Below are 14,480 nucleotides of genomic sequence, written 5' to 3'. Positions count from 1 at the left end.
ATCCGCGACCGGCGCGCCTTCACGATCACGATCGCAGCGGAGGACCGTTGAGACCGAGTACCCCGGAAATTCTCGGGCCGGCTTTGATCCCGGCCGGGCCCCCCAGCCGTACTACAGGCGACGGGGAAGGGTCCGGGCGGAGGTATCGATGCATGCGGTGGCCGAGTATCGGCTCGCGCCGGAGAGGGTGCGTGTGATGGCGCGGCAACACTCCGGTGGTAGGTGGCAGGCTCTCGACGGCGGTGGCAACCATCGCGACGAGGGCACGGTGATCCCGCGGCAGGCGCCGCGGCACGAGGCCGCTCCGAGCAGCAGCCCGAGCCATGAGGACACGCTGGTCAAGCTGCTCTACGAAGAGCACGCGGGACCGCTGCTGATGTTCGTGCTGCGACTGACCGGCGGTGACCGGCAGCGCGCCGAGGACATCGTGCAGGAGACCCTGCTCCGGGCGTGGCGCAACGCGCACCGCCTCGGCGCGCAGGGTCAGCAGTCGCTGCGCCCGTGGCTGGTCACCGTCGCCCGGCGGATCGCCATCGACGAGCACCGGAGCGCCAACGCCCGGCCCGCCGAGACGTACGATCGGGAGTTGGAGAGCTTCCCCACCACGTCCGACGAGACCGACAAGGTTCTCCAGTCGATGACCGTGTCGGATGCTCTCCGGCAGTTGAGCCATTCGCACCGGGAGATCCTCATCGAGACGTATTTCCGCGGTCGCACCGTGCCGGAGGCGGCGGAGGCGTTGAACCTGCCGCTCGGCACGGCCAAGTCGCGGGTGTACTACGCCCTGCGTGCGCTTCGTACCGCGCTCCAGCAGCGGGGGGTGACCGAATGACACAGGAACAGCACTTCGACGTGGCGTCGTACGCGCTGGGCGTACTCGACGACCGGGACGCCTCGCTCTTCGAGGACCACCTCATCGACTGCCCGCAGTGCGCCTTCGAGCTGGAGTCGTTCGTCCAGGTGGCCGACGTGCTGGCGACCGTCGACGCGGAGGCGCTGATCGCCGCCGAGCAGTCCGAGCGCGACGGCGCCGTGCTGAACAAGATGCTCCGCGAGGTCCGGGTGGAGCGGCACCGCGCGAACAGCCGCCGGCTCTACTCGCTGGCCGCCGCCGTGGTCGTGTTCACCATGCTCTCGATCGGCGCGCTCTTCGCCGGTGGCCGCTGGCTCGGCCCGGAGTCGACCCCGCCGGCCCAGACTGCGACGGGCGACAGCAGCCGGCTCGACCCGCTGCCGAACAGCGACGGGGTGGCCCTGGGCGGCACCAAGCTGCCGGGTGAGACGTTCGACGGCACCGACCCGCGCAGCGGCGTGTCCGCGGCCGTCGGCCTGGAGAAGAAGGACTGGGGCACCCAGATCTCCTTCGCGGTCGGCAACCTCGCCGGCCCGAAGAAGTGCGCCCTGGTCGTGGTCCGCTCCGACGGCACCTCGGAGCAGGTGGCGTCCTGGGAGATCGGCGAGAAGGGCTGGGGTACGGCGGCCAACCCGTCCCCGCTGCTGCTTCAGGCGGTCACCGGGACCCCGCGCGACGAGATCGCCCACGTCCAGGTTCAGGAGATCACCGAAGCCGGCCCGGGGGAGACTCTGGTTCGCGTTCCGTAACCGTACGAACACGAATAGGCCCGGTCGCGATGCGGCCGGGCCTTTTTCGTGCGCAGTGGTCTTCGTCTTACGTACGTGTCTGCCGGAAGGTTCAAAAGAAAATTTACTGATTTGATCGCGCCGAATGTTCAACCGACTTCGCACCCTCTCCGTACTACTGCCCGGAAATGGCTGCAGCCAGAATCAGCTGGAGGGCTCGTGGTAGCGGACAAGCGGAAGTTGATGGTCATCGGCGCTGCGCTGGCGGCGGTGGTAGCACTGCCCGGTTGCGCCCCGGCCGGATACCAAGCGGCCGACTACGGCAACGCCGCCGAACCGGCATCGAACGACATCGCCGCCTCCCCGGGCGCGACGGCCGACCCGGAGGCCACCGCTGAGGCGACGGCGCCCGCGGACCCGGCTGACGCCGAGGCGAACACCCCGGAGATCAGCGACGAGCTCACCACCACCTCGCTGACCGGCTCGAAGGTCCCCCGGATGGGCAAGGTCGTCGAGGACCAGGACGGCTTCGTGCTGTACCGGTTCGACGACGACAAGGACGACCCGGCGAAGTCCAACTGCAACGGCGACTGCGCCGAGATCTGGCCGGCGGCGCTCACCAACGACGGCGAGCCGAAGCTCAAGGGCGTCAGCGCTGACCTGGTCGGCACGGTCACCCGGGCGGACGGCACCAAACAGCTCACCCTCAAGGGCTGGCCGCTCTACCGCTACATCGGCGACAAGAAGCCGGGTCAGTGGAAGGGCCAGAACGTCGGTGGCAAGTGGTTCGTGATCAACCCGGACGGCACCAAGAACCTCACCTGCCTGCCCGCCATCTCGAAGCCGGTCGCACCGCCGGCCGACGACGAGGGCGCCGAGGGCGAGGCCGAGGACTCCGGCAGCGATTACAGCTACTGAGGTTTGTTCGCGACCTACCGCAAGCCGCGCATCGCGTGCGCTGGTTCGCAAGGTCTCCACCGTCGCGAACAAATCTCATCGATTCGGCAACACACGTGGCATTGGAGGTTGGAGAAGAGATGAAGGCCCGCCGTGTCCCCCGATGGCTGGTCGGCACCCTGGCTCTCGCACTGGCGTTCATGGTGACGCCGGCCGGAGCCGCCCACGCCGAAGACGCAGTGCCCGTGCCGCCGAATACCGGCCTCACCGACAACGGCACCGGAACTCTGACCGCCGCCGACCGTGACTTCGTCATCAAGGTCCGGCTCGCCGGCCTGTGGGAGGTCCCGGCCGGCAACATGGCCGCGGAGAAGTCGGAGAACGTCAAGGTCGCCAAGATCGGCGCCGAGATCGCCAAGCAGCACGTCGCCCTCGACAACCTGACCCGTGCGGCCGGCAAGAAGCTCGGCATCAGCCTGCCGAACCAGCCCAACGGCGACCAGCAGTTCTGGCTCAGCGAGATGCGCAACGCCCGGACGCCGCAGCAGTTCGACCAGATCTTCATCGACCGGCTGCGGGCCGCGCACGGCAACATCTTCCCGGCCATCGGCACGATCCGGGCCACCACGCGCAGCGACACGGTCCGCAAGCTGGCCCAGCAGACCAACCAGTTCGTCATGACCCACATGACGCTGCTGGAGAGCAGCGGCATCGTCGACTACGCCGCACTGCCCACCGCGCCCGCTCCGAAGGCGGCGGCCGGGCAGGGACCGGTGCCGGTCGACAACCAGATGCTCGTCGCAGCGACCGAGGGCGGCAACGTTCCCGGTCTCAGCAACACCGTCATCCTCATCGTCCTCGCCGCCGCGCTGGTGGTCGGGGTCATCACGACCATGCGCATCTTCCGCGCGCGGTAGGTATCACATCGCCCACGGCGACCAAGAAAGGTGTCACCCATGCGAAGGTCCAAGTACCGGCGCGCCAGTTCCCCGACGTGGTTCAGCGGTCGGCGCCGCATCATCGCCGTCGCGGCCACTCTGGTTGCGTTCGGCGGCATCGTGACCGTGACCCAGGTCTCGAACGCCAGCACCGACCGCACCACCAAGCGGGCCTTGGCAGCCTGTGACGACCTGGCCGCACCGAACCAGTCCCGGTTGTCCACGGAAACACGGCGGGGCACGTACACCACGAACAACGGCCAGGTAACCCAGCACGCCGATGACGGCGCCGGCGATGTGGCGACGACCGCTGAAGTGCGGGCCCGCTGTCGGCAGTGGGTGATGAACAACGTCGCCGACGAGGAGGCGGCCGAGGAGGCCACCACCAACGCCCGCCGTGGCCGCGGTAACAACGGCGGCGGCAACAACAACGGCGGCAACAACGGCGGCGCCCAGCCGTCCGCGCCGGCCGCCGAGCCGAGCGAGGAAGCGCCGCCCGCCGAGGGCGGTCAGGAGCAGCCGCCGGCCGAAGAAGGCCAGGAGCAGCCGCCCGCCGAGGGTGGCCAGGAGCAGCCGCCCGCTGAAGAGGGTCAGGGTGGCGACCAGGGCGGAGACCAGGGTGGCGACCAAGGCGGAGACCAGGGTGGCGATCAGGGCGGAGACCAGGGCGGGGACGGGGACCAGCCCGACCCGGGCCAGACCACGCCGCCTCCGGGCGCCGGCCTCGGCATCCTGACCAACAGCTGTGACACCTCCAACCTGGAGGACCACGACGGCTTCCAGCGTGGCGACCGGTGCGTCTCCACCGAGTTCGGTGAGGTCGGCGCCGCCGCGAACAACCCGACGCTGCTGATCACCCGGGCACCGGGCCAGGTGCGGGTGAACCAGCCGTTCACGCTCTCGGTCAGCACCCGGAACCTGATCCGCGACCGCTTCCTCGCGGCCGGCCAGGGCGGTTACTACGTGGAGAGCAGCGTCCTGCAGAACGGCCTGGTCCGCGGTCACTTCCACACCGCGTGCCGGATCCTGCAGAGCCGCAACAACGCTCCGGACCCCGCCCCGGTCCCGGCGTTCTTCGTCGCGACCGAGGACAGCCAGGGCAGTGCCACCCCGGACACCGTGAACATCCAGGTGCCGGGTCTGCCCGAGGCCGGTACGTTCCAGTGCTCCTCGTGGGCGGGTGACGGTTCGCACCGGATCCCGATGATGGAGCGCGCCAACCAGACGCCGGCGTTCGACTCGGTCCGGGTTCGCGTCCGCTGACCTGGCCGGCGTAGCAACGACGCGGAGCACTGCCGCTTCGCCGGTACCGAACCGGACCGGGCTACTCCCAGCCCGGTCCGGGACCCCCCTTCGGCACCGTCGACCGTCCTACCCCCTGCCGGACGTGTACGCGGCAGGCCGCCCGGCCACCACCGGGCAGGCTCCGCACGGGTGACCGGACCTTTCTCGGGTGTCCGGTCGCCGACCGATGGCCCTGGCCCGGAGACGGCCAGGGCCATCGGCCTGTTCTTCGGACCGGGAACGGTGGCATAGTTCAGCGGTGACGTCCGAGGTGAGCCGCCGGTTGACGCCGCCGGAGCACTACCGGTTCGGTGCCTCGGTGCGGCCGTTGCTGGTGCCCAAGCACGACCCGTGCGGGATGCTTCGGGACGGCGATTTCTGGCTCGCTGCGCGTACCCCGGATGGTCCTGCGACCCTGCATCTTGCCCGCGCCGGTGGTGAGCTGACCGCGACCGGCCATGGGCCGGGGTCGCAGTGGATCGTCGACCGCGCGGACGCGATCGCCGGACTCCGTGATGATCTGAGTGCCTTCCCGGCCTTGGCAGCGCGCCATCCGCTGGTCGCGCGCCTGGCCAAAACCTTCTCCGGGGTACGCCTACCCGCCACGAACCTCCTCTTCCCCCGTCTGCTGCGCGCGATCCTGGAGCAGAAGGTCACCGGCAAGGAGGCACACCGGTCGTACCGTGCGATCTGCCGGCATTTCGGCGAGCCGGCGCCCGGCCCGGTTGATCTGGTGCTGCCGCCCGACCCGGCCGCCGTGGCCGCCACGCCGTACTGGACGTTCCATCCCTTCGGCGTCGAGCAGCGCCGCACCCAGGCGCTGCTGCGCGCGGCCCGGGTGGCGGACCGCCTGGAACGCTGCGTGGACGCGGCCGAGGCGACGGCCCGGATGACCGCGCTGCCCGGGATCGGCCCGTGGACCGCCGCCGAGACGGTCCGGTACGCGTTCGGCGACCCCGACGCGGTCAGTGTGGGCGACTTCCACATCCCGAACACGGTCGCGTGGGCGCTGGCCGGCGAGGTCCGGGGCACCGACGCGCGGATGCTCGAGCTGCTCGAGCCGTTCCGCGGCCACCGGGGCCGGGTCTGCGAGCTGTTCGCCCTGGGCGGGCTCGGCGCGCCGAAGTTCGGCCCGCGGATGCCGGTGCGGTCCTTCGCGCGGTTCTGAGCAGCACCGCTGAATCCGGCGTTACGGTTGTCCGGAATGATGTATTAGTCCGGAAGGCGTACCTGTGGATGGCTTTGTCGGTCCGGTTCTGCTCGTCCTGGCGCTGACCCTGGTCAACGCCGTCTTCACCGGCAGTGAGATGGCCGTGATCTCCCTCCGGGAGAGCCAGCTGCACCGGCTGGAGCGCGAGTCCCGCGGCGGCCGGGTGCTGGCCCGGCTGAGCCGCGACTCGAACCGGTTCCTGGCCACCATCCAGATCGGCATCACGCTCGCCGGCTTCCTGTCCTCGGCCGTGGTCGCCAAATCGTTCTCCGAGCCGTTGGAGAAGCACCTCAGCGTGCTCGGCTCGGCCGCCCAACCGGTCGCCACCGTGCTGCTCACCATCGTGCTGACCTTCGTCACGCTGATCCTCGGCGAGCTCGCTCCGAAGCGGATCGCCATGCAGCGCGCGGAGGGCTGGGCGCTGCTGATGGCCCGCCCGCTGGACGTGATCGCCACCTTCTCCCGGCCCGCGGTGTGGCTGCTCGGCAAGGTCACCGACGGGGTGGTACGCCTGGCCGGCGTCGATCCCAACGCCCAGCGCGAGGAGGTCACCCCGGAGGAGATCCGCGACATGGTCGCCGCCCAGCAGGAGTTCTCCGCCGAGCAACGGGAGATCATCTCCGGCGCCTTCGAGATCGCCGACCGGATCCTGCGGGAGATCCTGGTGCCGCGCCGCGACGTGCTCACCCTGACCAGCGGCACCCCGGCGCCGGACGCGCTGCGCACCCTGATCGAGGGCGGACACTCCCGGGCCCCGGTGATCGGCCCGGCCGGCCTGGACGACGTGATCGGCGTGGTGCACCTGCGGGACCTGGTGAGCGCCGGCGGCCCGGTGGACTCGGTGGCCCGGCCGCCGCTGTTCCTGCCGGAGACCCTGCGGGTGTCGGACGCCCTGAAAGAGCTCCGCGGCGAACGCCAGCCGCTCGCCCTGGTCGTCGACGAGCGCGGCGCCATCGACGGCATCGTCACGATGGAGGACCTGGTCGAGGAGATCGTCGGGGAGATCTACGACGAGACCGACCGGGACGTCGCCGCGACCGTGCGCGAGGCCGACGGCGCCCTGCTGATGCCCGGCTCGTTCCCGATCCACGACCTGCCGGACGTCGGCTTCCACGGCCACCCGCCGGAGGAGGGCGACTACACCACGATCGCCGGGATGGTGCTGGCCGCGCTCGGGCACATCCCGACTGAGCCGGGGGAGTCGGTGACCCTGCCCGAATTCACCGCCGAGGTGGTCGAGGTGACCGGCCGCGCCATCACCCAGGTCCGGGTACGCCCACTCGGCGACTGACTGGGTGTGCGACTTGGACATTCGAACAGTTGCGTGACGCCCGACACAAAATAGGCTTGCATCCATGACTGTGTCGTCGAACGCCTACGAATATCTGGACAACGTCGGACCGCAGGAGCAGGCCCGGCTCGAGGCGGTACGCCGCTACCGGCTGGTCGATCAGCCGGTCGAGGACGCGTACGACCGGATCGCCTTCGTAGCTGGCGCGATCTTCGAAACGCCGATCGCGACGGTGTCCCTGGTCGAGCAGGACCGGGTGTGGCTGGCCGCCTGCCAGGGCCTGTCCGGGGTCCGTGAGGTCGGCAAGGAACCCGGGCTCTGCGCCTCCGTGATCGCCCAGGACGACGTCTACGTGATCAACAACGCCGCCGTCGATCCGCGCACCCTCGAACATCCGCTGGTCCGCGGCGAGCTGGGCCTGCGCTTCTACGCCGCCGCGCCGATCCGGACCCACGACGGGTACCGCCTCGGCACGGTCAACGTGATCGACAGCCGGCCGCGCGAGGCCAACCCGCGCCAGCTCAAGGCCCTCCAGCACCTCGCCTCGATCGTCGCCGACGAGCTGGAACTGCGCCTCATGGTGATCCGTAGCGCGGCCGCCGAACAAGCCATGCGGGACACGGTGAGCTGATCTTGAATTGTGGGTACACCGTACTCATGATTTGGAACTTTGCTCGCAAAATCGTCCTTACTGCCATCCTCGTTCCGCTGGGTGCCGCCGGCGCCCGCAAGTTGAGCGACAGCATCGAGCGCCGCCGCGGAGCGAACCGGGTCAGCCGGCTCCTGCGCCAGGGCGCCGACACCGCGCAGACCCTGTTCGGCCGCAAGAAGCGCAGCCGATTCGGCTTCCGCTGATCTGGGTAACGGCGGCGATATGCGAACCCCCCGCACGATCGCCGTCGTTGCCCATCAGCGCAAGAACCTCGGTGGCGGCCTCGACGAACTGCGCCGCCGGATCACCGGTCAGGGCGTCGAGAAGCTGCTCTGGTACGAGGTGCCGAAAAGCCGCAAGGCGCCGAAGCAGGTCCGCAAGGCCGTCGAGGCCGGTGTGGACCTGCTCGTCGTCTGGGGCGGCGACGGCATGGTCCAGCGCAGCCTCGACGTGCTCGCCCGTACCAAGCGCGGCGGCAAGACCCCTGTCGCGATCATGCCGGCCGGCACCGGCAACCTGCTCGCCGGCAACCTCGGCATCCCCACCGACCTGGAACAGGCCGTCGACATCGCCTTCAACGGCGAACGCCGCCGCTTCGACCTGGGCCGCCTCGCCGGCGAACACTTCGCCGTGATGGCCGGCGTCGGCTTCGACGGCGCCATGATCAAGGACGCGGACGGCGCCCTGAAGGACCGGCTCGGCAAACTCGCCTACGTCTGGACCGGCATCCGCCACGTCAACGGCTCGGCCCCGCGCGCGTCCATCACGATCGACGGCACACCGTGGTTCGACGACGAGGCCAGCTGCGTACTGATCGGCAACGTCGGCAAAATCACCGGCGGCATCCAGGCCTTCGACGACGCCGCCCCCGACGACGGCTGGCTCGAAGTCGGCGTCGCCACCGCCCAGGGCGCCCTGGAATGGGCTCGCGCCCTCGGCACGATGGCCGTCGGCCGCTCCGACCGCTCCCCGTTCGTCCGGATGACCCGCGCCCGGCGCGTGGACGTCAAACTCGAGTCCAAGCTCGAATACGAACTCGACGGCGGCGCCCGCGCCAAAACCAAGAAGTTCACGGCGTCGGTGGTCCCGGCCGCAGTCCAGATCTGCGTCCCAAAACCCTGATCCGTACGCCATAGCGCCCACCCACCCGACCCCAACCTCACCGGCCGCCCCCCACGCACGCAACCGCGACCCCGAAACAGGCCTCACCGGCGGCTCGCACCCACCGGCCGCCACTCAGGCGCGTAACGCCGGCCGCGAGACAGGCCTCACCGGCGGCTCGCCCCCGCCGGCCGCCGCTCAGGCGCGTAACGCCGGCCGCGAGACAGGCCTCACCGGCGGCTCGCCCCCGCCGGCCGCCATTCAGGCGCGTAACGCCGGCCGCGAGACAGGTCTTGGCGGCGGCTCGCACCCGCCGGCCGCCGCTCAGGCGCGTAACGCCGGCCGCGAGACAGGTCTTGGCGGCGGCTCGCACCCGCCGGCCGCCGCTCAGGCGCGTAACGCCGGCCGCGAGACAGGCCTCACCGGCGGCTCGCACCCGCCGGCCGCCATTCAGGCGCGTAACGCCGGCCGCGAGACAGGCCTCACCGGCGGCTCGCACCCGCCGGCCGCCGCTCAGGCGCGTAACGCCGGCCGCGAAACAGGTCCCGGCGCGGCTCGCCCTCACCGGCCGCCGCTCAGGCGCGTAACGCCGGCCGCGAGACAGGCCTCACCGGCGGCTCGCGCCCACCGGCCGCCGCTCAGGCGCGTAACGCCGGCCCCGAGACAGGCCTCACCGGCGGCTCGCCCCCCGCCAGCCGCCGCTCAGGCACGTAACACCGGCCCCGAAACAGGTCCTGGCGGCGGCTCGCCCCTGCCGGCCGCCGCTCAGGTGCGTAACGCAGGCCCCGAGACAGGTCCTGGCGGCGGCTCGTACCCGCCAGCGCCGCCCAGGCACCCAACACCGGGCCAAACACGCGGCTGCCAGCAGGATGCCGGTTTTGTTACGTGCGTGGGCGGCGGCTGAGCATGGCTTGGACCAGCTCGGCCGTCGCTCGTGCATGAATTCCGCCCCGGCTTGCGCTTCCGGCTGGCGCGCTCAGGCACAGAAGGCGGCCCCGAGCCGTCCGACACAGGAGGCGGCAGCGAAGAGGGCGGTGACAAATAGGTGGGCGTCATGATCTATTGGCGGGATACTTGCGGCATGAAGCTTGCTGAGGGCCTTGCGCTGCGGGCGGAGAAGACGCGGCGTGCCGAGCAGCTGCGCGGGCGGATCACCGCGAACGCGCGCTACCAGGAGGGTGAGACGCCGGCCGAGGAGGCGGGTGACCTGCTTGACGAGGCCGGCGAGGTGCTGGCCGAGCTGGAGCTGCTGATCCGGCGGATCAACCGGACGAACGCGGCGGTCGTGCTCGACGGCGGCGGCACTCTGACCGATGCGCTGGCCCGGCGGGACGTGCTCCGGCTCCGGCACGGCCTGATCACTGCGGCGGCGGGTGCCGCGGCGGGGGAGGGGCAGCACGGGTATCGGCAGTTGCGGTCCGAGCTGCGGATGATCGCGGCGCTGCCGGTGGCCGAGTTGCGCGCCCAGGCTGACGAGCTGGCGCGTGAGCTGCGTGAGGTGGACACCCTGATCCAGCGGACCAACTGGGAGGCGGACCTCCTGGACTGACCGGTCGCGGGGTGCGGAGCAGGTAGCCGTCGTGGAGGCGTGCACGAACCCGGGAGCCGCGGGTCATTCCGGCTCACTCGCTGGCGCGCTGAGGGCGGCGCGGGGGTTCGATTCCCCGATTCACATCGCATGCCCAGCACACCGCACAGGTGACGGCGCACAGGGAACAACTCACCACCATGTGCAGATCCACGACCGGTGAGGGCGGGCACGGGGCATCCGCACCCCGCGATCAGTCGAACGTATCGAGTGACCGATAGGCGACAGTAAGCTTCGTCGCCGTCCGTGCCGGGACGGGCTCTATCCGCCCGAGGATCCTCTGGATCGGGCGCCGGAGCGGACCCCAGACTGGCTGTCACCGTTCGACTCCAGGGGGTTCCGATGTATCTTGGCGCGCTGCTCGCCACCAGCGGATTGATCGCTGTCGTCTACCGCCCGCACGCGGCCTGGCGGGAGGCCAGGCCGGCGCGGTACTCGGTGCGTTCCGGCCGGCGGCTGGCCTGGTCGCACACCGTCCGATTAGCCGCCGGCGTGGTCGCCATGATCATCGGCCTGCTGATGGCCGGCTTCGAACTGGCCCGCTGAGAAAGCCGGCGACGGCGCCGAAGACAGGCAAGGTCAGGCGATCTGCTGCCACCAGCCGTCGACCGCGGGCGGGTTGTCCACATCCACCCGCTCGCCCGGCCGCGGGATCGCCAGCCGCACATCGCGAGCCTTGGCCTCCCGCCAAGCCCGGTCAGCCGGCTCCGCCCAGTCGTGCAGGGCAAGATTGAACGTCGCCCAGTGCACCGGGATCATCAGCCCACCACGGACGTCGACATGCACCGCCACCCCGTCCTCCGGGAACATGTGGATGTCCGGCCAGGCCTCCCCGTACGCCCCCACCTGCACCAGTGTGGCGTCGAACGGCCCGTGTTCGGCCCCGATCTCGGCGAAGCCGGGGAAGTACCCGGTGTCCCCGGAGTAGAAGACCTTCCGGGTCGGCCCGTTGATCACCCAGCTGGCCCAGAGTGTCTCGTCCCGGTTGAACCCGCGGCCGGAGAAGTGCCGGGCCGGGGTCGCGATCAGTTCGACGCCGGCGACCTTGGCTTTCTCGTGCCAGTCCAGCTCGATGATCCGGGTCTCCGGCACACCCCAGCGCTCCAGGTGCGCGCCGACGCCGAGCGGGACCAGGAACGGCGCGGCCTGCAGGTCCACCAGGTTCTGAATGGTGACCATGTCGAGGTGGTCGTAGTGGTCGTGCGAGATCACCACGGCGTCCAGCGGCGGCAGCTCGCGCAGCGGGATCGGCGGCTCGTGCAGCCGTTTCGGGCCGGTCAGCCGCGACGGGGAGCACCGGTCGCTCCACACCGGGTCGAGCAGGATCCGCCGTCCCTCGATCTCGACGAGTGCGGACGAATGCCCGTACCAGGTCACATGCAGACCTTGGGGATCGGCGCCCGCGACCGGCGTGATCACCGGGACCGGCTGGTGCGGCCGTCGGGCTTCGCGGCCGGTGGCCGCCGCTGCGGCCAGGCGCGGCATGGAGGCCGCGATGATCTCGCTGGCCGGCACGGTGTTGCGGAACTTGCCGCCGGAGAACTGGGGCGAAGCCTCGATCCGGGCGCGGCGTGCGCCGCTCGCCCGGGCGCCGAGCTGCGCGGGAAGGTCGCGGACGGCCCAGACCGCTGCGGCGCCGAGGGCCAGAGCCATGACTGTACGGGTACGGGAGCGCTTCGCCATCTGCCCAGTCTGACCGGCACCAGCCCCCTGTCGCCAGCGTGCGCCTCAGCGTCCCCTCAGCCTGTGACGGGTATGACACACTGCCGCGGTGACGATCAACACCCTTCAGTCTCAGCAAGAGCTCATCGTTCGCCAGCGCATCCGTCTCATGGTCAACCAGTACGAGGTGCACGCCGCCGGACCGAACGGTGAGGAGGCCGGTGTCCTCGCCTTCGCGCAGCAGAAGCGGATGGCGTTCAAGGAGCAGGTGACCCTTTACACCGACGACACCAAGCAGACGCCGCTGCTCGGGTTCCGGGCCCGCCAGGCGATCGATCTGGGCGCCACCTACGACGTGACCGACGCCGCCGGCCAGCCGATCGGCCTGTTCCGCAAGCAGTTCGCGGCTTCGCTGCTGCGGTCCACCTGGACGCTGGAGCAGCCGGGGTACGGCGAACTGGTCGGCCAGGAGCGCAACGCCTGGGTCGCGATCCTGCGCCGTTTCGTGGACTCGCTGTCCTGGCTGCCGTACCACTTCGATTTCACGATCGGTGGGCACCCGGCGTTCTCGGTGGTGCGCAAGTGGGGCCTGCGCGACAGCTTCCACGTGACGATCCAGGACCCGAACCTGGACCGTCGCCTGGTCGTGGCGATGGCCGTGGCATTGGACGCGCTGCAGGCCCGGTAACCTCCGGGCATGGACGATCCCCGTGCCCAGCGGCTCTTCGGCGACAGCCTGGTCGCACCCGGTGACCTCGCGTCGAGCCCGTTCCGGGTGGACCGGGACCGGATCGTCAGCTCACCCTTCCTGGCCCGGCTGGCCGGCGTCACCCAGGTGATCAGCCCGGGCGGAGCCGGTCTGCTGGTGCACAACCGGCTCACCCACAGCCTCAAGGTGGCGCAGGTGGGCCGGGCGATCGCCGAGCGGGTCCGCGATGCCCAGCCGGACCTGGCGGAGAAGCTGGGCGGCTGCGACCCGGACGTGGTGGAGGCGGCCGCGCTCGCCCACGACCTGGGGCACCCGCCGTTCGGGCACCTCGGCGAGCGGGTGCTGGACCGGCTGGCCCGCAACCGGCTGCGGCTGCGGGACGGTTTCGAGGGCAACGCCCAGTCGTACCGGATAGTCACCAGCACGGAGATCCGCGGCCAGGCGACGATCGGGTTGAACCTGACGAACGCCACCCGGGCGGCGATCCTCAAGTACCCGTGGACCCGGCGCACCTACCCGGACCCGCACCCGCGTTTCATGGACCCGGCGCCCCGCGGCGCCGCCGTGGTTCCGGACGATCCGGACGGTGGTTCGCTCAAGTTCAACGCGTACTCGACCGAGGTCAACGACATGCGCGCGGCCCGGGCGCCGTTCGCCGGGCGGGTCGCCGACTGGCAGCAGACGGTCGAGGCGTCGGTGATGGACACGGCCGACGACATCGCGTACGCCATCCACGACCTGGAGGACGTGCACCGCGTCGGCGTCCTGCAGCAGGGCGCGGTCGCCGCCGAACTGATGGCCTGGCAGCGCTGGCGCTCCGAGACCGACCTGAACCGGGCCGGCGGCGCCATCGAGTCGCTGCGCCGCCAGCTGCACCGCAAGGACGACTGGATCGCCGACGACGAGGCGTTCGCCGACGCCGTCGAGCTGGTCCGGGCCGAGCTGGTGGACGGCCTGCTGGCCCGCCCGTTCGACGGTTCGCTCGAGGCCGAGGCCCGGGTGGCGGCGTTCTCCGCGAACTGGACCCGCCGCCTAGTCGAGTCGATCGAGATGATCGGCCATCCCGCGATCCGCAGCGGTCACGTCCAGCTGGCCCGCGCCCAGTGGCACGAGGTGCAGATCCTCAAATTCGTGCAGAACCGGTTCGTCCTGGAACGCCCCGACCTGGCCCTGCACCAGCGCGGTCAGGCCCGCCTCCTCGCCTCGCTCGTGGAAGCGCTGCTCGCCTGGCTGACCGACCCCGATGAGGCCCAGCGCCTCCCTCGCCGCCTCCGCGACCTGGTCGAACTCGCCGAGGCCGAGCTACCCACCGACACCCCGGACCGGATCAGCCGGGGCCGCGGCCGCGCGGTCATCGATTTCGTCGCCGGCCTGACCGACAGCCAGGCCGTCGGCCTCATGGAGGCCTTGTCAGGCCGGTCACGGCAGTTGTGGACGGACGCTTTCGTGCTTTAGGGGTACGAGTGACGAAAAGTCCCCGCTCTCCCCAGCGACCAACCAGCCACTCCAGGCCCTAACGCCGCCGCCGGGCTGAAGCACAACTCCAGCTGACATCCAGCGCCGTGTC

General features: G+C 70.6%; 15 protein-coding genes. 14 read left to right on the top strand and 1 reads right to left on the bottom strand.

The window, feature by feature from the left end:
- Positions 1-148: 148 nt before the first annotated feature.
- The 12 genes from OHA21_RS31570 (at position 149) to OHA21_RS31515 (ending at position 11,088) form a co-directional block, all read left to right on the top strand.
- Positions 149-832, top strand: a complete 684-nt coding sequence (locus OHA21_RS31570) for a sigma-70 family RNA polymerase sigma factor (protein ID WP_328461084.1) — start codon at positions 149-151, stop codon at positions 830-832.
- On the top strand, positions 829-1,602 hold the full coding sequence (locus OHA21_RS31565) for an anti-sigma factor family protein (protein WP_328461082.1): 774 nt from the start codon (positions 829-831) through the stop codon (positions 1,600-1,602). The genes OHA21_RS31570 and OHA21_RS31565 overlap by 4 nt, the downstream gene beginning before the upstream one ends.
- A gap of 222 nt (positions 1,603-1,824) precedes the next feature.
- The gene (locus OHA21_RS31560; RefSeq protein ID WP_328461080.1) at positions 1,825-2,499 is read left to right on the top strand and encodes a COG4315 family predicted lipoprotein; all 675 of its coding nucleotides are present in this window, start codon (positions 1,825-1,827) and stop codon (positions 2,497-2,499) included.
- Between the two features lie 119 nt (positions 2,500-2,618).
- On the top strand, positions 2,619-3,395 hold the full coding sequence (locus OHA21_RS31555; RefSeq protein ID WP_328461078.1) for a DUF4142 domain-containing protein: 777 nt from the start codon (positions 2,619-2,621) through the stop codon (positions 3,393-3,395).
- A gap of 39 nt (positions 3,396-3,434) precedes the next feature.
- A complete protein-coding gene (locus OHA21_RS31550; protein ID WP_328461076.1) occupies positions 3,435-4,679 on the top strand; it encodes a Pecanex-like protein 1 in 1,245 nt (414 codons plus the stop codon).
- Between the two features lie 280 nt (positions 4,680-4,959).
- Positions 4,960-5,868, top strand: coding sequence for a DNA-3-methyladenine glycosylase family protein (locus tag OHA21_RS31545; RefSeq protein WP_328461074.1), 909 nt, complete (start codon positions 4,960-4,962; stop codon positions 5,866-5,868).
- A gap of 64 nt (positions 5,869-5,932) precedes the next feature.
- Complete coding sequence (locus OHA21_RS31540; protein ID WP_328461072.1) at positions 5,933-7,201, top strand: hemolysin family protein; 1,269 nt, start codon at positions 5,933-5,935, stop codon at positions 7,199-7,201.
- Positions 7,202-7,265: 64 nt separating this feature from the next.
- Positions 7,266-7,832, top strand: coding sequence for a GAF domain-containing protein (locus OHA21_RS31535; RefSeq protein ID WP_328461070.1), 567 nt, complete (start codon positions 7,266-7,268; stop codon positions 7,830-7,832).
- A 26-nt stretch (positions 7,833-7,858) separates the two neighbouring features.
- Positions 7,859-8,056 (top strand): hypothetical protein, encoded by a 198-nt coding sequence (locus OHA21_RS31530; protein ID WP_328461068.1) that lies wholly within the window; start codon positions 7,859-7,861, stop codon positions 8,054-8,056.
- A gap of 19 nt (positions 8,057-8,075) precedes the next feature.
- A complete protein-coding gene (locus tag OHA21_RS31525; protein ID WP_328461066.1) occupies positions 8,076-8,975 on the top strand; it encodes a diacylglycerol/lipid kinase family protein in 900 nt (299 codons plus the stop codon).
- A 1,060-nt stretch (positions 8,976-10,035) separates the two neighbouring features.
- Positions 10,036-10,503, top strand: coding sequence for a DIP1984 family protein (locus OHA21_RS31520; protein ID WP_328461064.1), 468 nt, complete (start codon positions 10,036-10,038; stop codon positions 10,501-10,503).
- 381 nt (positions 10,504-10,884) lie between these two features.
- On the top strand, positions 10,885-11,088 hold the full coding sequence (locus OHA21_RS31515) for a hypothetical protein (RefSeq protein ID WP_328461062.1): 204 nt from the start codon (positions 10,885-10,887) through the stop codon (positions 11,086-11,088).
- A 33-nt stretch (positions 11,089-11,121) separates the two neighbouring features.
- On the opposite strand, the gene OHA21_RS31510 is transcribed toward OHA21_RS31515, so the two are convergent.
- A complete protein-coding gene (locus OHA21_RS31510; RefSeq protein ID WP_328461060.1) occupies positions 11,122-12,225 on the bottom strand; it encodes an MBL fold metallo-hydrolase in 1,104 nt (367 codons plus the stop codon).
- A 148-nt stretch (positions 12,226-12,373) separates the two neighbouring features.
- On the opposite strand from OHA21_RS31510, the gene OHA21_RS31505 reads away from it, so the two are divergent.
- Positions 12,374-12,892, top strand: coding sequence for a hypothetical protein (locus tag OHA21_RS31505; RefSeq protein ID WP_442875183.1), 519 nt, complete (start codon positions 12,374-12,376; stop codon positions 12,890-12,892).
- A 9-nt stretch (positions 12,893-12,901) separates the two neighbouring features.
- Positions 12,902-14,368 carry a deoxyguanosinetriphosphate triphosphohydrolase family protein gene (locus tag OHA21_RS31500; RefSeq protein ID WP_328461056.1) on the top strand — a complete coding sequence of 489 codons (1,467 nt, stop codon included), beginning with the start codon at positions 12,902-12,904 and terminating at the stop codon, positions 14,366-14,368.
- Positions 14,369-14,480 lie beyond the last annotated feature (112 nt).

The sequence above is a fragment of the Actinoplanes sp. NBC_00393 genome (assembly GCF_036053395.1).
Lineage (GTDB): Bacteria > Actinomycetota > Actinomycetes > Mycobacteriales > Micromonosporaceae > Actinoplanes.
This window is presented reverse-complemented; position numbering and strand designations above follow the sequence as displayed.